The sequence below is a fragment of the Pedobacter heparinus genome, from assembly GCF_032678725.1.
Classification (GTDB): domain Bacteria; phylum Bacteroidota; class Bacteroidia; order Sphingobacteriales; family Sphingobacteriaceae; genus Pedobacter; species Pedobacter heparinus_A.
This window is the reverse complement of sequence record NZ_JAVTSC010000008.1, coordinates 161,460-183,992: the sequence shown is the minus strand read 5'-3', so window position 1 is coordinate 183,992 and position 22,533 is coordinate 161,460. Positions and strand designations below refer to the sequence as shown.

At 40.0% G+C, this 22,533-nt stretch carries 21 protein-coding genes; 7 read left to right on the top strand and 14 right to left on the bottom strand.

Features of this window, described 5'->3' with window-relative positions:
* The first annotated feature begins 6 nt into the window (after positions 1–6).
* Positions 7–1,362, top strand: coding sequence for a DUF5723 family protein (locus tag R2Q85_RS13925; protein WP_316812405.1), 1,356 nt, complete (start codon positions 7–9; stop codon positions 1,360–1,362).
* Here R2Q85_RS13925 and tsaB read toward each other — a convergent pair whose 3' ends face one another.
* The 10 genes from tsaB to R2Q85_RS13875 form a co-directional block, all read right to left on the bottom strand.
* Positions 1,363–2,046, bottom strand: a complete 684-nt coding sequence (gene tsaB, locus R2Q85_RS13920; protein ID WP_316812404.1) for a tRNA (adenosine(37)-N6)-threonylcarbamoyltransferase complex dimerization subunit type 1 TsaB — start codon at positions 2,044–2,046, stop codon at positions 1,363–1,365.
* A 28-nt stretch (positions 2,047–2,074) separates the two neighbouring features.
* Entirely contained in the window at positions 2,075–2,305 is a 231-nt protein-coding gene (yidD, locus tag R2Q85_RS13915) for a membrane protein insertion efficiency factor YidD (protein ID WP_316812403.1), read from the bottom strand.
* On the bottom strand, positions 2,292–2,714 hold the full coding sequence (locus R2Q85_RS13910) for a ribonuclease P protein component (RefSeq protein ID WP_316812402.1): 423 nt from the start codon (positions 2,712–2,714) through the stop codon (positions 2,292–2,294). The genes yidD and R2Q85_RS13910 overlap by 14 nt, the downstream gene beginning before the upstream one ends.
* A gap of 64 nt (positions 2,715–2,778) precedes the next feature.
* The gene (gene rpmH / locus R2Q85_RS13905; RefSeq protein WP_015807371.1) at positions 2,779–2,937 is read right to left on the bottom strand and encodes a 50S ribosomal protein L34; all 159 of its coding nucleotides are present in this window, start codon (positions 2,935–2,937) and stop codon (positions 2,779–2,781) included.
* Positions 2,938–3,080: 143 nt separating this feature from the next.
* Entirely contained in the window at positions 3,081–3,818 is a 738-nt protein-coding gene (locus R2Q85_RS13900; RefSeq protein ID WP_316812401.1) for a LytR/AlgR family response regulator transcription factor, read from the bottom strand.
* The gene (locus R2Q85_RS13895; protein ID WP_316812400.1) at positions 3,796–4,857 is read right to left on the bottom strand and encodes a sensor histidine kinase; all 1,062 of its coding nucleotides are present in this window, start codon (positions 4,855–4,857) and stop codon (positions 3,796–3,798) included. Before R2Q85_RS13895 ends, R2Q85_RS13900 begins: the two co-directional genes overlap by 23 nt.
* Complete coding sequence (locus R2Q85_RS13890; protein WP_316812399.1) at positions 4,854–5,219, bottom strand: DUF4288 domain-containing protein; 366 nt, start codon at positions 5,217–5,219, stop codon at positions 4,854–4,856. The genes R2Q85_RS13895 and R2Q85_RS13890 overlap by 4 nt, the downstream gene beginning before the upstream one ends.
* Positions 5,220–5,230: 11 nt before the next feature.
* Positions 5,231–6,058 carry a LiaF transmembrane domain-containing protein gene (locus R2Q85_RS13885; protein WP_316812398.1) on the bottom strand — a complete coding sequence of 276 codons (828 nt, stop codon included), beginning with the start codon at positions 6,056–6,058 and terminating at the stop codon, positions 5,231–5,233.
* Positions 6,059–6,254: 196 nt separating this feature from the next.
* The gene (gene mscL, locus R2Q85_RS13880; protein ID WP_316812397.1) at positions 6,255–6,686 is read right to left on the bottom strand and encodes a large conductance mechanosensitive channel protein MscL; all 432 of its coding nucleotides are present in this window, start codon (positions 6,684–6,686) and stop codon (positions 6,255–6,257) included.
* Positions 6,687–6,780: 94 nt separating this feature from the next.
* Positions 6,781–7,398, bottom strand: coding sequence for a hypothetical protein (locus R2Q85_RS13875; RefSeq protein ID WP_316812396.1), 618 nt, complete (start codon positions 7,396–7,398; stop codon positions 6,781–6,783).
* 219 nt (positions 7,399–7,617) lie between these two features.
* Between R2Q85_RS13875 and rpoN the strand changes: the two genes are divergently transcribed.
* The gene (gene rpoN, locus R2Q85_RS13870; protein ID WP_316812395.1) at positions 7,618–9,090 is read left to right on the top strand and encodes an RNA polymerase factor sigma-54; all 1,473 of its coding nucleotides are present in this window, start codon (positions 7,618–7,620) and stop codon (positions 9,088–9,090) included.
* A 9-nt stretch (positions 9,091–9,099) separates the two neighbouring features.
* Here the strand turns inward: rpoN and R2Q85_RS13865 are convergent, their stop codons facing one another.
* Genes R2Q85_RS13865 through R2Q85_RS13855 form a run of 3 tightly spaced genes read right to left on the bottom strand, consistent with a single transcriptional unit; the run spans position 9,100 to position 14,201 of the window.
* Positions 9,100–10,101 carry a type IX secretion system membrane protein PorP/SprF gene (locus R2Q85_RS13865; protein WP_316812394.1) on the bottom strand — a complete coding sequence of 334 codons (1,002 nt, stop codon included), beginning with the start codon at positions 10,099–10,101 and terminating at the stop codon, positions 9,100–9,102.
* A 20-nt stretch (positions 10,102–10,121) separates the two neighbouring features.
* Positions 10,122–13,721: a PKD domain-containing protein gene (locus tag R2Q85_RS13860; protein ID WP_316812393.1), complete on the bottom strand. Its 3,600-nt coding sequence runs from the start codon at positions 13,719–13,721 to the stop codon at positions 10,122–10,124.
* A 24-nt stretch (positions 13,722–13,745) separates the two neighbouring features.
* Entirely contained in the window at positions 13,746–14,201 is a 456-nt protein-coding gene (locus R2Q85_RS13855) for a response regulator (RefSeq protein WP_316812392.1), read from the bottom strand.
* 118 nt (positions 14,202–14,319) lie between these two features.
* Here R2Q85_RS13855 and R2Q85_RS13850 point away from each other — a divergent pair, with 118 nt between their 5' ends.
* Genes R2Q85_RS13850 through R2Q85_RS13830 form a run of 5 tightly spaced genes read left to right on the top strand, consistent with a single transcriptional unit; the run spans position 14,320 to position 21,032 of the window.
* Positions 14,320–16,635, top strand: coding sequence for an Rv1355c family protein (locus R2Q85_RS13850; protein ID WP_316812391.1), 2,316 nt, complete (start codon positions 14,320–14,322; stop codon positions 16,633–16,635).
* On the top strand, positions 16,622–17,338 hold the full coding sequence (locus tag R2Q85_RS13845; RefSeq protein WP_316812390.1) for a hypothetical protein: 717 nt from the start codon (positions 16,622–16,624) through the stop codon (positions 17,336–17,338). The genes R2Q85_RS13850 and R2Q85_RS13845 overlap by 14 nt, the downstream gene beginning before the upstream one ends.
* Positions 17,339–17,382: 44 nt before the next feature.
* Entirely contained in the window at positions 17,383–19,539 is a 2,157-nt protein-coding gene (locus R2Q85_RS13840; protein WP_316812389.1) for a 7TM diverse intracellular signaling domain-containing protein, read from the top strand.
* Between the two features lie 13 nt (positions 19,540–19,552).
* Entirely contained in the window at positions 19,553–20,632 is a 1,080-nt protein-coding gene (locus tag R2Q85_RS13835; RefSeq protein ID WP_316812388.1) for a hybrid sensor histidine kinase/response regulator, read from the top strand.
* On the top strand, positions 20,622–21,032 hold the full coding sequence (locus R2Q85_RS13830) for a response regulator (RefSeq protein WP_316812387.1): 411 nt from the start codon (positions 20,622–20,624) through the stop codon (positions 21,030–21,032). The genes R2Q85_RS13835 and R2Q85_RS13830 overlap by 11 nt, the downstream gene beginning before the upstream one ends.
* A 17-nt stretch (positions 21,033–21,049) precedes the next feature.
* Here the strand turns inward: R2Q85_RS13830 and R2Q85_RS13825 are convergent, their stop codons facing one another.
* Entirely contained in the window at positions 21,050–22,381 is a 1,332-nt protein-coding gene (locus R2Q85_RS13825) for a HAMP domain-containing sensor histidine kinase (protein ID WP_316812386.1), read from the bottom strand.
* Between the last annotated feature and the right edge of the window lie 152 nt (positions 22,382–22,533).

The following is a 22,533-nucleotide window of genomic DNA, read 5'->3' as shown; positions in this document are numbered from 1 at the left end:
TATGGATTGTTCAATACCAAAACCCTTTTTGATGGCTTTGAAAACCCGGCACAAAAAACCTTTGTACTGGATTCCTCCAGAAAATTCGCTTCCAACTTTTTCCTGCCTTACTTTGGTTTGAGTGGCGCCAACAAAGGCAATTCCGATCTGATCAGACTGGCCATAAATGAAGGCAAATACAATGCACAAAATCTTCCCTTAAGAACAGGCAACATCAATTCAGCATACGAAAACATCAATATTTACCTGCTTACCTTTCGAATATTCAAGTCCTATAAATGGCAAAAAGAACTGGGCTTTTCCTGGCAGCTGCGCAGCGATGCCCATATAGACTATACCAACGAAACCCTGGCTATCCTGGATACCTATAAAAGATTTGACACCAATCCATATGATGATGTATTTAACAATGATGGCTATGCGCAATCCTACCATCAGTTCAGCATGACCTACAGAGAGAACTACAACAAGCGCATTGCTTTTGGGGTTAAATTGAGTCTGTTAAGTGGTATCACCTATAATAAACTCAACATTTCCGATTCCTACCTGCTGCTCGATCCGGCAAATGACCTCATCAATGTCAGGGTAAAGGGAAGCTATAAAGCCAGTTTTACAGAAACAGATGAACTGTCCTCACGAAACCTGATACCTACCTTTAAAAATCCTGGAATGGCCTTTAGTTTTGGTACCAGTTACCAGGCTAAAAGTGGCGTATTTCTAATGGCTAACGTCAAAGATCTGGGTTTTATCAAATGGAGAAAGAGTGCCTATATAAATAAGATCAACTCAATTGTAAACATTCAAAACCTGTCTCAAAAATCATCTACCCAGATCAATAATGAAATTGCTGACGTCGCCACAGATGAATCTGACAGCGCCAGTTTTTATAGCCCGATTAACGCCAAAATAGATTTCATGCTTTCCAAAGCCTTTACCCTTTCTACAACTGATTTTACCTATACCCCAAGTTTGATCATTTCAAAAAATCTATTTTATAAGGGCGGAGATGCAGCTTTTGTAAACAAACTCAAATACAGGGATCTTGCCATCAGTGCCATCCCGGCCTATAATTTCAACAACCTGTTTTTCGTGGGTTTGCAGGGAGTGTATCAAACACCAAATTTCGAAGTCTTTCTTGGATCAGATAATTTATTCAAGACCGTAACGCAAATTAATGGAGCTGTTAACAGAGATGCCGGTATTGGCAGCGGCTATAACGGCGCTTCTTTTTATATGGGACTTGGCTTTAAATTTGGCAATACGGTAGAGCATCCTCAAAACAGCAGTACCATGCCGGGGATAGGTGATGAACAGAAAAGCTTCTTTCAGCGCTTATTCAGCGTATTTTCAAAGAAAAAATAGCTAAACCTTCTTTTTCGGTGTAGTTAGTATAAAATCCTTCAGGTAAAAAGGCTCAAAATAAGCGATATCTTCAAATTGCCCTGCTAAATAAGCCTTATTTGCAAGATTGCTCATATTCGCTGCGGAATTAAAATTCGACTCCATAAAAACAGCATTTGTCTGTTGTAAAACAGAATGGCATTTCATTGCGCCATCACCAATAAAGGCAAACTGAGCCGGGCTTAGCTCAACAAAACTCTGTTCATCTATGATCTTGGCTACAGTAGGCACCAGGTTAGTTAAATGACCGTCAAATACAGCAGTAAATACTTCCATCCGCCGGGCATCTATCATCGGGCAAATCAGGCCTGCATAACCAGTATTCAACTTTAGAAAACCAGCTGCCATCATTTTTAAGGTATCGATTGCAATCAGTGGCTTATCAAGGGCATAACACAGGCCTTTTGCGGTTGAAACCCCTATCCTTAACCCCGTATATGAACCAGGTCCTTTACTGACCGCTACTGCATCCAAATCAGTAAAAGCCAATTTCGCATTATCCATTGCCGCTTTAATAAACAAGGTTAAACTACTTGCATGAATGTTACTGGCCATCTCTTCTTTTAAAGCAATGGTTTCCCCATCTCTGGAAATAGCAGCAGAACAAACTTGTGTAGCGGTTTCAATTTGAAGTATCGTAGCCATGGATATTAAAATTAATAGAATAAAAAAATCAGGGAACAGGGTCATGACCATGACTACCCCAGGGATGGCAACGTCCGATGCGTTTTAAGGTAAGCCAGCCACCTTTAAAAGGGCCATGTTTTTTGATCGCCTCTATTCCATACTGAGAGCAGGTAGGTGTAAACCTGCAACTTGCGCCCAGCAAAGGCGACAAAAGCCACTGGTATAACTTAATCAGCCCTAAAAAGAACCATCCAATCAACTGTTTAATTAAGCTCATCACCCAATCCCTGTTCTTTAGGCTTTTTAACTTCCAGTTCTGCTGACAAACGTTTAAAAGCAGTACTCAGTTTCTTCTCCAAAAAAGAAAAATCATAGATCTTTTTACCTACAAACTGTATGGAAAGCAATAACAAGCGGTCTACATCAGTAAGCAAGACATAAAGTTCCTTTTCCTTTTGTAAACGGTAAGCCTCCCGGGTGCGACGCTTAATGAGATTCCTGTCTACCGCCCTCCTGTATCTTTTTTTAGCTACATTGATCACTACCTGCGCAGGAAAACGCCGGGTTTCTGCAATCAGCAAATACGATATGCGATAGGGGTATAATAAAAAAGAAGAACCGTTTTTAAACAGCAGGTCTAATGATTTCCTGCTACATAACCGTTCTTCTTTATGGAATGTGTTCATCTTTTTGATTGCAAATTTGCAGATATCCTGATCTGCCAACACTTCTAGTGCTGCAATCAACGAATTATGCTTTGTGGCGGCCTTCGCTTGAAACCGTTAATCTTTTTCTTCCTTTTGCACGACGGGAAGCTAATACTCTTCTACCGTTTGCTGTAGCCATTCTTTCGCGGAAGCCATGCTTGTTTCTTCTCTTTCTTTGCGAAGGTTGGAATGTTCTTTTCATAACTGTATTATATCTTGACTAATATTTTTAAATAAGAGGTGCAAATATAGGGCGATTTTTATTTAATTGCAAATACAATTAAAGTTGTTTTTGTTTTCCTAAAAAAAACGATTACTTTTCAGCTCCAAAAACCTAATTGTTAGTTACATACCTAATGCTGACTTCAATTTAACATAGCCTGTTTTACTCACCGGAAGCCAGATATCAGATTTCAACAATACCACATAACTGTCCTTTTCTTTAAGTTCGATCCTGGAAACCTGGGCCAGATTGATAATGTATGAACGGTGGATGCGTATAAACTGCCCGGGTTCCAAGGTCCGTTCAAAAAAGCTCATGGTTTTGTTCTTATGGTAAATCCCTTCAGCAGTGCTCAGTTTTACATAATCATCATCTGCTTCCAGGTAATGGATATCTGATACAGCAATAATTTTAATCACACCGTTCTTTTTAACCACCACCCGGTTGTGCTGCGCCGGACTGAGTGCAGCAACATCGAGCAGTTCCTGTGTAACGGCATCAGTATGATTCAACCTGGAGGGGAGTTTTTGCATAGCCTGTTCAAAACGGCCCTGCTCTATTGGCTTCAACAAATAATCAACTGCATTTACCTCAAAAGCCTTAATTGCATATTCATCAAATGCAGTGGTAAATATCACTGCCGGATGTTTTTCTACCAGTTCCAACATTTCAAAACCACTAATTTTAGGCATCTGAATATCCAGAAATATAAAATCCGGCTGGTGCTGCGTGATCGCTTTTATTCCCTCAAAACCATCGCTGCATTCGGCTACAACCTCCACCTCCGGAAAAAGCTTCAAATAGTGCTTAACTACATCTCTCGCTAAGGGTTCATCGTCAATCAATATCGTTCTTATCATGCTGCTGGGGTATTTTAAGGGTCGTTACAAATATATTTTCTTCCATCACATCTGTTTTAAGCAATCTTTCATCTGCAAATAACAGGTATAATCTCCGGCGTATAGCAGTTAAGCCAAATCCTGTCCCACCTGCTGCTTTTATTTCCGGATCAAAAGGGTTTTGTACCCTGATCACTAAATGGTTGTGCTGCAATTTTACATCAAGCGAAATGGTGATCGCTGCAGCTGTATTGTACAATCCAAATTTAATGGCATTTTCCACAATAGGCTGTAAAAGTGTTCCGGGTAATCGTAAACTTAGCGTTTCTTCAGCTATTTTCACGTCGATATTTAACCTGTGGCTAAAACGTACTTTTTCTATGTCCAGATATAATCCTATATACTCCATTTCCTCTGCCACGCTTACCCAAACCTCATCATCTCTTTTTAAAGTTCCTCTTAAAAAAGAAGCCAGCTTGGTAATCATTATTCCTGCCTCTTTAGGATTAACCATAGTTAAAGCATAAACTGAATTTAAACTGTTAAACAAAAAATGCGGTTGCAGCTGATGGCGAAGTTTATTTAATTCGGCTTCTTTGCTCAGATTTTGTGCCGCCAGCAATCTTTCCTGGGTGGCCGATTGTTCTTCCAGCCGGTACCATAAAATATTGGCCAGTGCAAACCAGGCTAGAAACACAAATAAAATAAGAAAGCGTACTGTAAGGGAAAAATTCAGAAAGTTTAAATAAGTACTTTCGTCTGCAAAGAACAGACCAAGTATAAACCTGCTCATAAAAGTAATGAAAAGGGCCTTGATAAAGGTAAGCGCGAGCACAAAAATGATGGTTTCATTTTTGGGTTGATAATAGCCCAGCAAATTACTTAAAATGATGCAGACCAGGGCCAGCATGCTGTTAGTCACCACACTATCAGTGATGGAGATTGCCAGACTGAAATTAAGCGTACCGTAAAAAAGACAAATAAATATCAATACCCAGCCAAAAAAAATTATAGCAGCAATTTTCCTGATCTTGCGGACTGATAATGGAGTATTTGTCAAAATAACTTAATTGAGGGTGTTGAAAATGGTAACAGTTGCTGCAGATAAGCCTTATGTTGGTTTACACTATCTAAAAATGCATCTACATCGGCTGGTTCATGCAGCACAGAAGCCAGCTCTGCACCATCTGTAGGAGACTGGATCTCATAAAGATCTGCCACACAGATGAAATTCCAGGTTACCATTTCGCCTCTGCAATTTCTAAAAGGCAAGTGAAAACCCTCTGCCTGGGCTTCGGCCTTAAAAAGCGCATCGGCATTATCCGTGGAAACGATTAACCTTAACTGTTCGTCAAATTGCGGTGCATGATTACCTTCGCCGGTAATGATCTGATAAATATACCTTACTACAAACCACTTCATCTTCATGTATTTTAAAAGTTTCTGATATCAACTCCCCCAAACATAGCCACCCCCTCAATAATTAATACTTTGCGCGGTTCAACCGCCGCCACACCAAGCGTCCTCTTGTCGTCTATGCCGCCAAATATGGCAGTCACTTCCGATTTCACTTCCCATCCTGGCGGAATAATGATCTTCACCCCGCCAAATATGGCCACCACATCCAGTTTGATCACCCCTTCAAAATCTGCCTGCGTTAAATTGATGTCTGCCCCGCCAAAAACAGCGATCACATCCCCACCCTTAAATTTTTGCGAGTACACTTTCTGGTGGCTGCCCCCAAAAAAGTTAACCGATTCCAAAATGTCGTTTTTATCTGGTCCGACAGATTTAACCCCATTTCCATCATTTTCCGGGCTCCCTTCCTCCCCCGGAATGTTCAGGTCGCCCATAGCCGCATATTTCCTTCTCATCCTGTTTTTCCACCGGGCTTTACAGCGCCTGTCGCGGTCAAGGGCCGACCGCTTAGGCTTCAAAAGCAACACCAGTCCCAAAATGATAAATATCATTGGCAAATAGTATTTTGAAATGTCAAAATCTATAATTGCCCTTGCCGTAAAAAAGATACCCAGGAGGATCATAATCATCCATCCGGGACCGTTAAAATTTCGCTTATACCCAATCAAAAGCCCAACGATGATCAGTAATATCGGCCAACTGATTAACCATTCCGGAACATCGTATCCCAGGCTTTTCAACAGGAATACTAATCCCACCCCAATAATGATCAACCCTCCACAAATTCTGCTTGAATTATTATGCTTTAGCGCATCCGAATTTTTATCCTTAATCTCTTCCATTTTTTTATTAATCCTTTATCAAAAGTATACAGACCCATCACCATAACATAGGGGAGTTACGTATATAATTACTTACAGTCGGTAAAGCCCGCTATTTCACCGGTGAAAATTATTTCACAGCAAAACATCCAGAAACAAAAACACCCGGATGGCTACCTTACAATAACCAATCCGGGTGTATAAAAAATGCTTTGATCTATTTTGTTTTGAGCAGATCTCTGATCTCTGTCAGCAATACCTGTTCCTGTGATGGAGCTGCAGGTGCAGCCGGAGCAGCTTCCTGTTTGCGTTTCAACGAATTGATCCCTTTAACCAGCATAAATACCGCCAGAGCCAGCAACAGAAAATTAATGGCTACGGTAATGAAGTTACCATATGCAAAAACCACAGTGCCAGGTACCTTTCTTGCATCAACAAGCGCCATACCTTCTGTTACAGTTCCTTTTAAAACCACATACATATTGCTGAAGTCTACAGATCCGATAACTGCCGAAATTAACGGCATCACCAAATCGTTCACAACACTGTCAATGATTTTACCAAATGCACCGCCGATGATTACACCGACAGCCAGGTCCATTACACTACCTTTAATTGCAAATTCTTTAAATTCTTTAACAAATCCCATATTTAGTTGTTTTAGTCTACTCTAATTTATAAAAATCATACCATTTTTTAAACATTTATAAATTATTTTTCAAATAGGAACAATAGGAATTTATTCAGGGTATAGCTTTCAGGTTGTTATATTCCACAATCAGCGACTGTACAAAATCAAAACTAAATTTATCTGCTTTCTCGTAACGTCCCGTCACATGTGCGTTGTCCTTTATCATGTTTAAAAAATTATCCTTTCTGTCCTTTCTGCTGCCCCATATCCCATTCGATTTGACCTCAACTACTTCTCCACCATCCTTCTGTGCATACCATCGTTTTTTCGTATTGTTATATACGGTACCAAAGCCCATACCACCCCCTGCCATTCCTCCGCCATATGCGGGGGTGCTATACATCATTGTGCCCTTGTAATATTCATATAACTTTATTTTACCATCTTCCAGCACCTGCAAAAAGGAAGGTTTTTTACCATTAGCAGTAATTACAGACCTGAATAACCCATGTCCTGCCTGGTAGGCTTCTTTAATTTGCTGTGCATTAAACTTCTGCACTTTCTTTTCCCCTACGGGCATAAATTTCACCTTATCTACGCTGTGGCTTTTTACCTCACCCATAATTTTGATATTGTCATTATTAATGATGTGATCTGTTTGCGCATAAAGCATGTTGGCAAAAACAGTTATAAAAAACATTAAAATGCTCGTCAGCATTAATTTCATCATTTGATTCAGTTTAGCAGGTTTGTTGCTGCTAAAATACGCACAAAATAATTTCACTTCCAAATGTGGTATGGCTTAAGCTAAGTGATATCGACCCGTTAATTTACATTTAACTGCAGCTGTTTATCAATACAATCATTGATTTATCTTTCCGTAATTACTTTTATCTGTCTGAAATGTGTATTTTTGAAACGGGTACATTAAATTCCTGCTTATCATTTTATGCTAAAACAACATCTTCAACAAAAATTACTTCAAAAATTATCTCCGCAGCAAATCCAGTTTATTAAACTGCTGCAAGTACCAACCGTTGCATTAGATACCCGCATAAAAGAAGAACTGGAAGAAAATCCGGCACTGGAAGATCCAAGTTTAATGATCGCTGAAGAACCTAAGGGAGAATACGATGATCTGAACGATACACCAGAGGATTTTGATGCCGGCAACAAGGAAGAAAGTACAGATGAATTTAATGTTGATGATTATTTACAGGATGATGATGTAAATGATTATAGCACATCATATAATAACAATGACGATGATGAGGAAAAAAAGGAAACACCTATAGCGATTGAAAGTACATTTTTTGAAAGTTTACAGGAGCAGTTAGACCTGGTACCGCTTTCTGATCAGGATTTCATCATTGGTAAGCAGATCATAGGCAGCCTGGACGACGATGGTTATTTAAGAAGACCCATCACCTCGATGATTGACGATCTGGCCTTCTCTCAAAACGTTATGGTGGAAGAGGAAGATGTACTGGAGATGTTAAAAGTGATTCAGCATTTTGATCCACCGGGCATTGCAGCCAGGGACTTACAGGAATGCCTTACTTTGCAGTTAAAACGCAAAGACCCAAATAACCTCATCATTCAAAAAGCCATTCTGATCGTGGAGAATTACCTGGATGAGTTTACCAGGAAACATTACGATAAGCTCGAAAAATCCCTGAACCTGAACAGCGAGGATTTAAAAGAGATCATTGCTGAAATATTAAGGCTTAACCCTAAACCGGGTGACTCCAACCAGGTGACCACCAAACAGCTACAGATTATCCCTGACTTTCATGTATCTAACAATGATGGTGTGCTGATCCTTACACTGAACTCAAAAAATGCGCCTGAATTAAGGGTGAGCCGGTCCTATATCGATATGTTTGACCATTATGATAAAGCTGCCCAAAAAGACAAGAAATTAAAAGAAGCGGTACAGTTTGTAAAGCAAAAACTGGATTCAGCCAAATGGTTTATTGATGCCATTAAACAAAGACAGCAAACCTTGCTTAAAACTATGAATGCCATTATGCAGTATCAGTATGAGTATCTGCTAACCGGTGATGAGCGTAAAATGCGCCCGATGATATTGAAGGATATAGCCGATAAAATAGACATGGACATTTCTACGGTTTCACGTGTGGCCAATTCTAAATATGTACAAACAGAATTCGGTACGTTTCTGTTAAAATCGTTTTTCTCTGAAGCAATCCAGACAGAAAGTGGCGAAGAGGTATCCAATAAAGAAGTAAAGAAGATACTGGAAGATTGTATCGGCAATGAAGACAAACGCAAGCCCCTGGCGGATGAAAAACTTACTGAAATTCTAAAAGAAAGAGGCTATAATATTGCCCGGAGAACAGTTGCCAAATACAGGGAGCAAATGAATATTCCGGTAGCCAGGTTAAGAAAAGAACTATAATTTAAATGCCTACCACAGCCTGGTGGTGCTAAAAACTTCGTAAACATTGTTTAATTGTAAGCCTAGTACAATTTCGTGACTTCCATTGCTCACCTGATTTAAGCCCGAAGTGGTGAAATCGTAAGCATAGGTAAGGTTTACGAGTTTGCTGATATTAACGCCCGCCAGCGCAGAAAACGAATCGTTTTTACGATAACTTCCGCCCAGCCAAAAGCGCTCTTTAAATGCAATTTTCAGGTTCACATCTATGGAAGCCGGAGCCGGACTTACTTGTTTAAACATTACTGAAGGTATTGCCGATATTTCATCGTCCACATACAATCGGTAACCGGCAGTAACAAAAAAATGAGGCACCTCTTTTCCGGTGGTATAATTTGGATCGCTGGTAAAGGAAAGCTTCTGTGATAGTAATTGCTGAACTGATGCACCTGCAAAAAAACGTCCTCCATAAAGCCATAAACCTAAGCCCAGATCGGGTTTAAGTTGGCTTGCAATGCCATTGGAAACGGCTGGATCAACAAGGCTCTGATCTTCGAATTTTAAAGAATTGATATCTAGTGCAATCCTGCTTATCCCTGCTGCCAGTCCTACTGATAGATTTAAGGTATGGTTTAGCCGGAGGTGATAGGCATAAGTCAGGTTTGCATCCAATCGAGATAAGGGGCCTACTTCGTCGTAAACAGCAGTAACTCCCATGCCGTGATGCGCAGGTGAAGCAGTGTAATTTTGCATGTAATTCCTGCTCATGGGGTCATCGCCTTTGTCGGGCAATGAAAGCGCGTTTCTCCATAGGTAATCGCTACCCATGTTCCAGTGGGCGGTAACAAATGAGGTTTGTGGTGCATTTTCTATACCTGCCCATTGTTTCCGGTAGCCTACTTTTACATCGGCATAATTTTCTATCCCGCTAATTGCGGGATTTAACAGGTAGTTGTTAAATATGTATTGGGTGTATTGGGGCTTTTGCTGCGCTTTAACGGGCAGCCAATATACCAATAATACCAAAATCATTAAAATTGAGCACCTCATCTTTATCTTATCAATGTTAATGAGCCAGTGATTATCTTTTTCCCGTTTCTTGGATTGATCATATAATAATAGGTTCCAACCGGCAACTGTTTCCCTTTATAATTGCCATCAAAAGGTATCGAATATCCCTGATTAAAAAAAACTTTTTCACCATACCGGTTAAAAACATCAACAGTGACATTGGGATAGGACTCAAGATGGTTAATTCTCCATACATCATTTACCCCATCGCCATTGGGGCTAAAAGCATTTGGCGGAACAATCTCTCTTAAAGCATGCAGCCTTACCTGTACCGTTTCATCACAGCTTAAGCTAGAACTGACAGTGAGCGTATATATCCTGTCATCGTCAACAGTAATTATTGGGTTTAAAATGTCGTCCCTGCTTAAGCCTGTTGCTGGCGACCATTTAAATCTCAAACCAGGTTCAGTTACTGAGGCGTTTACGGCTATAGTACCATCAATAAATCCATAAAGATCGCTTGCAATGTTTATCTTAGGAATCGGATTGACTACTACAGACTGCGTTTTGGCATCCAGACAGCCATTGTCAGCGGTATAAGTATAAGTAATGTCCCAGGTACCCAGGCCCGCACGGAGCGGATCGAACAGCCCCACGCTGGTTACAGCTTTCCCTGAAAAAACACCGTTCCCCATCACATCGCCAGATTCTTCAGCCAGTAGCTGAATTTTCCCTGCATTTATACATACCGGTGCCAGGGCATCAAATTTTACAGCCGGAGCAGCATGCATCACGATATCCTGTAGACTTACATTCTGACATGGCCCCTTTACGTCGCCCGAGTAGGCAATTAATTTTAACTGCACCGTTTTGGTAAGCGGACTGGTAAAAGCCGGATAATTTAAAGCGTAGGTATCGTTGCTTACCGGATGTTGTTTTTCCAAAACCTTTAGGTCATCAATATACCAGATCAGCCTGGTAATGTTATCAAAACCGGCAATAGTTGAGCCGTCTTTTACCAGGAAATCCTTGTTACTGCACAAATTAACTTCATTGAGTACCTGGAAGGATGCAGATGGGGTTGCTCCGTTTACCCTGAATGGCCTTGCTTCGGTAAAACTGCAGCCTTTAGCCGTAGTTACGGTAAGCGTTACATTATAATTGCCCGCTGAAGTATATTGATGTATGCCATCCGTAGTGGTTGCAGTATTTGCTGTCCCGGAAGCTGGATCGCCAAAGTTCCATGAATAAGTTAATCCTGTTTTTGTTCCATCAGGATTGGTCGATTTATTGTGAAATGTTACGGCATTGTCATTCACACAGGCATCTGGCGTATCAAAATCATTTAAAGGTAGGTTGTTAATCACCACTTGTTGTTCCAGCACAGTGCTTATACAACCGTTATCTGTTTCTACAGTTAAAGTAACTTTATAGGTACCCGGAACCGAAAATGTATGAACAGGATGCTGGTCTGTCGAAACATCAGGATTGCTTCCAGCTGCATTTGTGTCACCAAAGGTCCAATTCCATTTGCTGATAATACCTTCACTGGCTACCGACTGATCTGTAAAAGTAATGGTACGGGTTTCGCAGGAAGGAGTAGTAAATTTGAACCCGGCCAATGGTAACTTGCTGATGTGTATCGTTGTGGGGGTACTGGATGTGGAAACACAACCTGATTCGCTTTCTACGTAGAGTGTTACCGGGTAATCACCGCTATTGGAAAACTGGTGTTCAAACGGAGCGGCCGACCGGCGTATAACGGGTGGGTTACCATCCCCAAAGTCCCAGTACCATTTGACGATGTTCTTCCCATTTGGATTGCTTTCATCTGTAAAGGTAACAGACTGTCCTGTACAAACCTGTTGTGTTCCAGTGGAAAATTTGGCGACTGGCAAATCAAAAACCTCAAAATCTAGGCTAATCTCTTCATTAGGGTCACATCCTGCAGGATTTGGATTCAAGGAAGTTACTTTAATTGTGTGTGGCCCAGGTTGCGAAAAAGGAAGTATACGTCCGTAGTTATAATGATATACGGTAATGCCATTTAATACCGCGGTTTCATCCGGTTGAGGATTAAGCAGCGGTGGTTCTTCAAGACCGTCAATAGTCCAGGTAATATTGGTGGCGAGATAAGGTAAAACCAATTTAAAAGCAGCAGTTTCCCCCACACAAACATCAGTTTTTTCTATGTGTGTAATGGCATCAGAAATCTGTAGGTTCTGATAGAGGTTTTTAGCATCAGCTCCTGCCAGGTATCCGTAGGATTCTACATTTCCATAACCATAGGCAATGGCCGAAAAGCCCCCATCGGCCATCAAGGTATGGGTTGGATTAATCGCTGAAGCTGAAGTCACATCTTCCTGAAGATAGGAATAACCCGTATTTCCAATAGGGACAAATACACCCAATGGAGCGATACCATTGATGGTAAAAGAGGACTTAAACTCATTCTTGATAATAACATTGATATAATGCTCTGTAATCCTGGTAGGTGGCTGAGTTTGATTTTGCAGGGCAGAATAAACCGTGATTTTTGATAAAGTTTGTTCAACCGGGTTTAGCACCGTCATCTCCGGATCTCCGGGATGCGGAGGCGGAGGTTGATTATTGCCGCCAGAACCCTGGTTCATGGGATCGCATCCCTGGCTAATCTGATACTGCACTACACTGATCGGTTCAGAGGCTTTGATGGTGTTGGCTTCGCTGGAGTTAAATTCGTAAAAAGTTCCTTTGTTAAAGGTAGATGGATTATTTGTCCCATTAACGTTGAGCGTAGTATTGTCCTTGCTAAAGTATACCCGGAATACATCATATGGTTTACGGATAAATGGGGCAGTTATAAATTCCTTCCCCCATGCCGTTATTGGGTACAGTTGCTGGTAAAGATTATCCCCTCCAGAGCCCGAACCCGTAACATTGCTGCAGAACCCTACCCAGCTGCTACCGGAGAATACCGCTACTGGCTTACAGATGCCGCTGGCATCCGCTATAGAAAGAATGTGCGAACCAGATAAGTCAGTTTCAGACTGATACTGGTAAATTTGCCCTTTTTGTAAAGTTATCTGAAAAGTTTGGCCGGCGGCATAGCGGTTATTCAGTTCTTTGGCTTTTGGGGTAATCTCTACAATGGTATTGTCTTCAACTGCAACGATGGTAAATTGAGAATAAGCCACAGGATTGGCACCACCCGGTTTATTCTGAACATAATTGGCGGTATAGTATTCTCTCCCCAATACTTTGGTTGGGAGTACTAGTGTGGCTCCGGACCTGGCAGCTCTGAAAATATGTGCATAAACCACTACCGGCTTTTCGGCAATAACCTGAATAGCCTTACCATTCTCCGTAACATCAGATGAACCGATATATACATTGAGCACTGCGGGGTCTATGGGCACCGCCTGAATCTGATTGGCTGTAATGGTAAATGGAGAACCGGGAATGTGTTGTCCACCAATTCTTACTTCTGCAGTTGTACTTACATCAGAAGTGATGTACAAATACATTTTGGATGTTGTACCATCAATATGACCGGTATAAGCTACCCAAAACTCCTTTCCTTTATTTGACGTGTTCTGGGCTTCCGCATTATTAAATGGGAAACACGAGAGCGCCCATACAATTAAAACCAATCTGTACATTTCTTAGATACCCCTTTAGGATATCTAAGATAAAAGATTTTGTCTTAATAAAAACTCAAGTTGTTGATTTGCCAATAATAATTTTGCAGTTAAATCTCTGTTTTCTTTTCTCAGCATATAAATTTCGTATGCTTTTTCGATGTTGATTTTCAGATCAGCCTCCATCCATGGCTTTTGAATGTAACGGTATACCTGCCCTTTATTGATTGCATCGATTACTGCATCAATATCCGTATACCCTGTAAGAATCATTCTTATTGGGTCAGGGTGCTTCTCTAATATCGAAGCTAAGAACTCCACCCCAGTGGTTTTAGGCATTCTCTGGTCAGTAATGATGATATGAATTTCTTCCTTATCCAAAATAATTTTGCCCTCATCAGCAGACTCGGCAGTAAAAACATTATACAACCTCCTGTAAGTAGCTTTAAAAGCACTTAAATTATGAGGTTCATCATCAACATAAAGGATATTCACATTCATTTGTTTGGAAATAAAAGTTAAAAATACTTTTTTATTATTACTCTTAAAAGCCTATTTTTAGTTCTTTCAATATTTTACCTATTTTTTTTTATTTTTATAGCTTACATACATTAAAAAAATGCAATCTCAAGCTTATCCTGATTTAGATTTAGAAGCGCGAATACACAAAACGAAACAATTTAATACACTTTACAATCCCTTATTACTTAATACCAAAAACAGTACCGAAAAGCAAAAACTTGCAGATCTTTTAATAAATAATATAAACATTCAGGTATTTGACACCATTCAGGCTCAGATTGAAGAGCTGATAAAATGTTTAAAGCCGGGTATTCAATCCGCTGAATTAAAAAAACTGGTTGAAAACCACATTGGCCATACCCCCTTGGAAGACTACGGAATATGGGTGTATTATCCATGGTCTGAAAAGCTGGTACACTTGCTGGATGAGGAAGAATTTGTGGTAGTAAGGACAAACAGGAACAAGCATAAAATAACGGCTGAAGAACAGCTGGAACTTTCAAAAAAGAAAATTGGTGTAATGGGATTGTCTGTTGGACAATCTGTATCCCTGACCCTCGCTATTGAAAGGGGTTTCGGAGAGTTACGCATTGCAGACTTTGACGAACTTGATCTTTCCAACTTAAACCGAATCAGGACCGGTGTACATAATATACATCTTCAGAAAACGGTTATTGTAGCACGTGAAATTGCTGAGCTTGACCCTTATTTAAAAGTAATTTGCTTTCATGAAGGCATTACAGAACAGAATATTGATGCCTTTTTAACTGAAAATGGCAAGCTTGATCTTCTAATTGATGAATGCGACAGTTTTGATGTAAAAATCAGCGCCAGGGAAAAAGCCAAAGCACTGAACATCCCGGTCTTAATGGAAGGTAGCGACAGATGTACGATCGATATTGAGCGTTTTGATCTGGAACCGGACAGGCCTGTTTTACACGGGTACGTAGCCCACATGGACATGAGTGCATTTAAAACCTTAAAAAGTTTAGATGAAAAATTGCCTTATATTGCCCCTGTTACCGGCGTGGAGACCTTGTCTCCAAGAATGAAAGCCTCGGCTATCGAGATCATGACTACCATTTCTACCTGGCCTCAGCTGGCCAGTGCAGTTACCTATGGTGGCGGGATTACCGCCGATATTTCCAGAAAAATATTATTGGGTAATTTAAAGGTATCTGGCCGTTTTTTCATTGATATTGATGAGCTGATCACAGATGAAAAACCCGTAAAGGAACGGGCTAAGGAGCTTACCGGAAAGCAACTCGATATTTCGGAAATTGAAAGCTATTTATCTACTCACCAGCTCAGTACAAGTACAGATGCCGAGCTGATTGCGGATGCAGTAATTAGTAAACTAATTGACGCAGCTGGAAAGGCGCCATCAGGAGGGAACAACCAGCCGTGGCACTGGCACTATGAACAGAGAACTTTACACCTGTTTATGAACAAAAATGTTTCGGGTGCTTACCTGGATCCGGATTACATTTCTTCGTACACTTCATTAGGTGCGGCCATAGAAAATTTATTACTCGAAGCCGCCATAAATAAACTCGGAGTAACCTGGAAGTTTACACCTGAGTATTTCCCCGACCATATTGCTCTTTTTAATTTCACAGGTGAGCATCAGGCCAGTGAGGAAGAACAACGGCTGGCGGCCCATATTCCAAACCGGCATACCAACCGAAAAACCGGCCTGACAGCTGAAATTAATGAAGCCGACCTGGCAAAACTGGAGGCCATTATTTCAGGCACAGAAATTAACCTGCAATGGATTACTGATCCGGAAGACAAAATGACATTGGGCGATATTTCAGGAGAAGCAGATTTGCTGAGGATGTTCATCCCTGAAGCACATGATGATTTTATCAACAAGGAAATGCGCTGGAACAAAGAAGAAATCGTCGAAACTGAAGATGGCATTGGCATAAATACCCTGGACCTGAGCAATAACGACCAGATAGGTCTAAGGTTAATGAAAGATGAAAAGGCCGTCCAGTTCCTGAAAAAAATAAAAGGCGGCAGCGCCTTTAAAAAACTTGCGCTTAAACAATTCCAATCTTCCCCTGCAATTGGCTTAATTACCTTTCCAGAAAGCAACCCGCTAAATTATTTGAGAGGCGGTATGGCTGCCGAAAAGATGTGGCTGGCTGCCACAGCATTAGGCTATCAGATACACCCCGTAAACGTTCCATTAATCTTCTTTTACAAGAATAATTTTCAGGAATTAAATGATCTGCCCGAAGAAAGTAGAAAGCAAATTTTCAATTTACATCAGAAATTCAAACATTTGTTTAAAATAACTGATAATATTGCAGAAATATTCCTGTTTAGAATATTTAAAGCAGAATCATCACCACAACGTACAATTAGAAAACCTTTAAATAAAACTTTATCCATTGGAACAGCATAAACCGCAGATCAATAAGCTTTATTTTAAAGCTTTCAGGGCCGTAGACGATCGGGCGGCCTGTATGAAATTTATTGAAGGACACACACACGTATTAGAGATATTTGGTATTACTAAAATTACATCTGCAAAGATAGACTGGGTTCTTAACCCTGACGTTTACGCAGTATTGGTAAGCGCAGAAGAAAACGGCAAAGCACTTGCTGGTTCGAGGATTCATCAGGCAAATGGCATTAATCCGCTTCCTATTGAGGAAGCCGTGGGCTATATGGATAGTAGAATCCATGCAATGGTAAGCGAACGGACTCCAAAGGGGACAGGCGAACTTTGTGGGGTATGGAACTCCTGGGAAATTGCCGGCCTTGGTGTGGGTAGTTTATTTTTAAGTCAGGTAAGTGTAGCCTTATCGAGTTTAATTGGTTTAACCACACTTTTTGGTTTAACTGCACCGGCTACGCATCGCAATGCAGTAAGGGGTGGCTTTAGGGTAATTACAGAAATAGGTATTAATGGCCGTTTTTATTACCCCAAAGAGGATTTAACAGCGACAGCGGTAATTACAGATGAACTGCAAACCTTACCCCTTGCCATTGATGAGGTACGGAACAACATTTTTTCTTTCAAAGCGAGCCCAAAACAAATATTCCAGATCCCCAATAAAGCGAATGATGGCTTTATTGATGTCCACATCGATATTGCATTATGATCATAGGGCGAATTAAAAATCTGCTTTTTATTAGCACCTTGTTGTTGTTTGCAACTTATTACGATGCTTCGGCATACTTTTCCGCAAATTTTAACGGGAACAGTTTAACAAATGCCGACATTCAAACCCCGGATTCGTTAATTAACGTCCTGCACTTTTCAAAATTGTACATTAGCAAGTCCGATACCCTTGGGATCAATTCAGTGATCAAAAGAGAGAATGAGTTTAAAAAACCAGCCTCTAATATCATTAATATTGGCAATTACCCCAACCCGGTCTGGATAAAGACAATCGTACCTGCAACGATTGACATGAAAGCATATTCAAATATTCTAATCGATCAACCCAGGTTAAAACAGGCAGAGGTTTATTTCGTAAAGGACAATCAGGTTTTAAAAAAAATCCAGTATAATAATTATACGCTCGTCGCTTCTGTTAAGACCTCAGGAAACCTTAAAACCTTTAAAATTCCCAGGGATATTGCAGCCTTAAATCCGGTCATTTATATCAAACTGCATTCAGACGATGTAGTGATATCGCCGGTCTTTATCAGTAAGGCCAGTAATTTGCTGGAATTGTTCTCACTTAGGGATGTATTTTTCGGAATTTATACGGGTATCATGCTAATCATGTTCGCCTATAACCTATTCTTATATTTTAGTGTAAAGGACGTAAGTTATCTGAATTATATATTTTGCGTGCTGTTTACCTGGCTTACGCAAACTACCATACAGGGTTATTTTGATAAGTATTTTTATATAGACAACCTGTGGTTCAACAATATATCCATCATTCTTTTCTCTAACCTGGGGCTGATTGCTTCTATATTGTTTACCAAATCCTTTCTAAATACCAAAAAAAATACAGCAAGACTTCATAAGATATTGAATATTTTACTTGTACTAACCGTAATCAGTACGATAATACTTTTTATGGGCTATAAAAAGGTTTCCTTTATCGGCATGCAGGTCTCAATTTTCGGAGGGTCTATTGTTACTTTTATCAGTGCTTTAAATGCCTACTTTAAAAGAGACTTTAAGCCTGCTGGTTATTACCTGGTTTCCTGGTCATTTCTTTTTATTGGCATGATGATCTTTATTTTAAAAGACTATGAGATCATTCCGTATTCTATTTTTTCTATGTATTCCGTTCAGTTTGCATCAGTACTGGAAGTCCTGTTACTATCATTTGCCCTTGCAGACCGGATCAATTTCTTTAAAAATCAAAATGAGCTGGCACAGAAACAGGCCCTGCTGGTATTGAAAGAAAATGAACGTCTGGTAAGAGAACAAAATATTGAACTGGAACAAAAAGTAAATGAGCGCACCACAGAGTTGCAAAATACCAACTCCAGTTTGAACGTAGCCCTGACAAATTTGAAAGATGCACAATCGCAACTGGTTGATGCAGAAAAAATGGCCGCTCTGGGCCAGTTAACTGCAGGTATTGCGCATGAAATCAATAACCCGATCAATTTTGTCACTTCCAATATTAAACCCTTGCAGCTTGATATTGATGACCTGAAAGAAATTATTACCAAATACGAACAGGTTGACTATTCCAGTTCGGATGTGATGGAGCAGATTCAGGAAATTGAAGCTTTCAAAAAGCAAATCGATCTGGAATTCATAAACAACGAAATAGAATCATTGCTTACCGGTATTACTGACGGGGCCAAAAGAACTGCTGAAATTATCAGAAGTTTGAGAAACTTTAGCCGTTTGGATGAGGATGACCTGAAACCGATTGACCTTAATGAAGGACTGCATTCTACCCTGGTGCTGGTAAAAAATTCGATTCCTGACAATGTAAAAGTGATCAAAGACTTTGGCAATCTGCCTAAAACAGAGTGCCTTCCGGGCAAGATTAACCAGGTATTTATGAACCTGATCTCTAATGCAATTCAGGCCATTAAATCGAATGGCAAGGAGCGGGATGAGGAACTGCTGACCATTAGGACCTGGTATGAAGACGATCATGTCAAAATCAGCATTAAAGATACCGGAACTGGTATGACCGATGAGGTTAAACATAAGATATTTGAACCTTTTTTCACCACAAAAGAAGTTGGTGAAGGAACAGGCCTAGGTTTGTCAATTGTTTTTAGTATTATTGAGAAACATAAAGGTCATATCGATGTTCTCTCCGAAATAGATCAAGGTACAGAATTCATCATTACATTACCTGTTAATACACAATAACCAAGCCCGTACTATGAGTGCACACAATGTAAGAGTTCTATATATTGATGATGAGGAAAATAACTTACAAGCTTTTAAAGCGAGTTTTAGGCGGCAGTACGAAATCTATACAGCTATTTCCGCTGCTGAAGGTTTAAAGATACTGGAGAATATTTCGGTACAGGTTATTCTTGCAGATCAAAAAATGCCGGGCACTACTGGTGTGGAATTTTTCAAGAGCATAACCGATACCTATCCTGATCCGATAAGGATATTATTGACCGGTTATACAGATATTGAAGCACTTGCAGATGCGATTAACCATGGCGATATATACAGGTACATTACCAAACCCTGGAACGATCTGGAACTGCACAATTCCATTAAAAATGCATATGATGCCTATAAGTCTAAAATTGACCTGCGCAATAAAATAGCGGAACTGGAAAAGACCAATGATGAATTAAATAGGTTCATTTATAGCATTTCGCATGAATTGAGGGCTCCGCTGGTATCGGCAATGGGTATTGTAAACCTGGTAAAGATGGAAGGCCTTTATGAGTCAAGCGGTGAATACTGGAGCTTGATTGAAACCTGTTCCAATAAACTCGACTATTATATCCAGAAAACCCTTCAATATTACAAAAACAACAAAACGATCTCAGAAAATAGCTTAATTGATTTCCATAAATTAATCCCTGAATTGATTGATCTGTATTCTTATGCGGATAAAGAAACTACTTTTGATGTTAATATAGACCAGAAAGTAGCTTTTTACGGAGATTCATTCCGGATAGAAGTAATATTGGGCAACCTGATTTCGAACGCCATAAAATATCAGAAAGAAACAGAGGTTGATAAAAAGGTAAACATACATATAGCCGTAAGAAGAGATCTGGTTGAAATCTCTATTAATGACAACGGAATGGGTATCCTGAATGAACACCTGGAAAAGATTTTTACCCAATTCTTTAAAAGCAAAGTTAACCATGGTAGCGGATTAGGCTTGTTTATTGTAAAAGAAGCATTGAACAGGATTAATGGAAGAATTGCCGTAAGCTCTGATCCAGCTGAAGGTACTACCTTTAAAATAACCATCCCCAATGCTAAATAACCAAAGAACGGTACTGTTAATCGACGACAATGATGTTGACCTGAAGATCAACTCAAAACTCATTAAAATTTCAAACCTGTTTGATGAAATTGTTGTCTGTCAATCAGCTGAAGAGGGTTTAACGTACCTGAACCAGCACTTGAGTGATGTACAAAAGTTACCTGATTTCATTTTACTGGACATCCAGATGCCGGATATGGACGGCTTTGATTTTTTAGAGTACTATAAAAAATTACCCAAGCGGCTTACTGAAAAATGCCTGATTGCGATGCTTTCTTCCACACTTGATTTTGGGGACATCAAAAAGGCAGAAGCCAGTCAACATGTTGTTAAACTGTTAAAAAAACCACTTCACGCCGAGGAGCTGCAAGTGTTGTTAAAAAAGTATTTTACTGTATAGGAAAAACCCTCATTCAGCTAACTTTTAGGAACGACCTGTTCCATATTCAAAGGCTGATGATTTGGTGTTTTGGCTGCCTGGCTCATAGGCAAACTGATCATGAAAGTGCTTCCTACATCCGGTTCACTTTCAAAACTTATTTTGCCACCCTGTAATTCCGTAAATTCTTTACAAAGCATTAAACCAAGGCCTACCCCTCTTTCATTTCCCGTTCCGAAAGTTGGTTTCAGTGCCGGCGAAAAGATGGAGCTTTGCTGCTCAAATGGTATGCCGGCCCCATTATCTTTAACACTGATGATACACTCGTTTTGTTGTACCCTGGCAGAAACGATGATGTCTCCACCGGGAAAAGTAAATTTAATGGCATTTGTGATCAGGTTGCGGATGACCAACTGCAACATATCGCGGTCACCGAGCACACTGATTTCATCGGTAACCAGCTGTTTCAGTTCTATTCCCTTTTCCTTTGCTATGCCCTCCATTACTTTAAAAGTACCTTCCAGGGTTCCCTTTAAAGGCAAAGGCACTAAACTGATCTGAACGGCTTCCATTTGCCCTTTAGTCCAGGAAAGCACATTTGCCAATATATATGCAGTATCCTTCGTCCGGCTCAGCAGTTGTTTTTCCATATTTAAGCGTTCAGATTCTTCCAGCTTGTATTCTGTCAGTAACTCAAGAAAGCCCTGTATAGAAGCAAGTGGTTCTTTAAGATCATGTGCCAGTATGGATAACAATTTGTTTTTAGTATGATTACTGGCTTCAAGAGCTAAGGTATTCTGAATAGTAATTTCTCTTTCTCCATAATAAGAATTGCGGATGAAAGAGGTAATCAGCAAAATTATAGCTACGCACAATAAATAAGTAAAGCCAATATCCATAAATTTAGCGGCTTCATTGGGGTAAGTATTTTTAAGCAGTTCCGGATTTCTAAATTCAAAAGACAAGAGGCCAAGCACAATCACTATGTTTAAAGGAAGCCATATCCAGAAATGCTTTTTAGGAACAATGGAAACAGTAATTAAAAATGATAAGGCAAAAACTACAGTGCTTGGACCATTGACGCCTGAGTTATAATAATAATTTACAATAAGCAGCAGGTTATTGATTACCGAAAGTATGACAATACCTGCGCTGGTTTTGTTCCTGAACCGGGAAAAATAATAAATGGTTAGTACGGCCAGAAAAATACCCATCATAAGTAGAGAGAGGCGGAACAATTGCATGGAAGCATTAAATGGTATGCATACAGCAAGCCCCATCAATGCAATCAGACAAACAGAGTGAAATATCCGGCCTTCTAAAGTAAAAGAAGTTTTTTTGCCGATGAGATAGTCCCGTAATTGAATCATATAAGTAATCTCGACCTCTAAGATACCCATTTTTGACAAAAAACCTAAAAAATATGTGCAGACTGAGGATCAGGCAGTTTCATGATTGTTCTGCTGTTGCATATTAAATAAACTATTTGTCTTTTCATGTGTTAATCATGATATAAAAACTT

Excerpts from the sequence above, each read along its gene's own strand:
- tsaB (WP_316812404.1), bottom strand. The coding sequence starts at position 2,046 with ATGGCTACGATACTTCAAATTGAAACCGCTACACAAGTTTGTTCTGCT.
- yidD (WP_316812403.1), bottom strand. The coding sequence starts at position 2,305 with ATGAGCTTAATTAAACAGTTGATTGGATGGTTCTTTTTAGGGCTGATT.
- R2Q85_RS13910 (WP_316812402.1), bottom strand. The coding sequence starts at position 2,714 with ATGAACACATTCCATAAAGAAGAACGGTTATGTAGCAGGAAATCATTA.
- rpmH (WP_015807371.1), bottom strand. The coding sequence starts at position 2,937 with ATGAAAAGAACATTCCAACCTTCGCAAAGAAAGAGAAGAAACAAGCAT.
- R2Q85_RS13900 (WP_316812401.1), bottom strand. The coding sequence starts at position 3,818 with ATGATAAGAACGATATTGATTGACGATGAACCCTTAGCGAGAGATGTA.
- R2Q85_RS13890 (WP_316812399.1), bottom strand. The coding sequence starts at position 5,219 with ATGAAGTGGTTTGTAGTAAGGTATATTTATCAGATCATTACCGGCGAA.
- R2Q85_RS13885 (WP_316812398.1), bottom strand. The coding sequence starts at position 6,058 with ATGGAAGAGATTAAGGATAAAAATTCGGATGCGCTAAAGCATAATAAT.
- mscL (WP_316812397.1), bottom strand. The coding sequence starts at position 6,686 with ATGGGATTTGTTAAAGAATTTAAAGAATTTGCAATTAAAGGTAGTGTA.
- R2Q85_RS13875 (WP_316812396.1), bottom strand. The coding sequence starts at position 7,398 with ATGATGAAATTAATGCTGACGAGCATTTTAATGTTTTTTATAACTGTT.
- rpoN (WP_316812395.1), top strand. The coding sequence starts at position 7,618 with ATGCTAAAACAACATCTTCAACAAAAATTACTTCAAAAATTATCTCCG.
- R2Q85_RS13865 (WP_316812394.1), bottom strand. The coding sequence starts at position 10,101 with ATGATTTTGGTATTATTGGTATATTGGCTGCCCGTTAAAGCGCAGCAA.
- R2Q85_RS13860 (WP_316812393.1), bottom strand. The coding sequence starts at position 13,721 with ATGTACAGATTGGTTTTAATTGTATGGGCGCTCTCGTGTTTCCCATTT.
- R2Q85_RS13855 (WP_316812392.1), bottom strand. The coding sequence starts at position 14,201 with ATGAATGTGAATATCCTTTATGTTGATGATGAACCTCATAATTTAAGT.
- R2Q85_RS13850 (WP_316812391.1), top strand. The coding sequence starts at position 14,320 with ATGCAATCTCAAGCTTATCCTGATTTAGATTTAGAAGCGCGAATACAC.
- R2Q85_RS13835 (WP_316812388.1), top strand. The coding sequence starts at position 19,553 with ATGAGTGCACACAATGTAAGAGTTCTATATATTGATGATGAGGAAAAT.
- R2Q85_RS13830 (WP_316812387.1), top strand. The coding sequence starts at position 20,622 with ATGCTAAATAACCAAAGAACGGTACTGTTAATCGACGACAATGATGTT.
- R2Q85_RS13825 (WP_316812386.1), bottom strand. The coding sequence starts at position 22,381 with ATGATTCAATTACGGGACTATCTCATCGGCAAAAAAACTTCTTTTACT.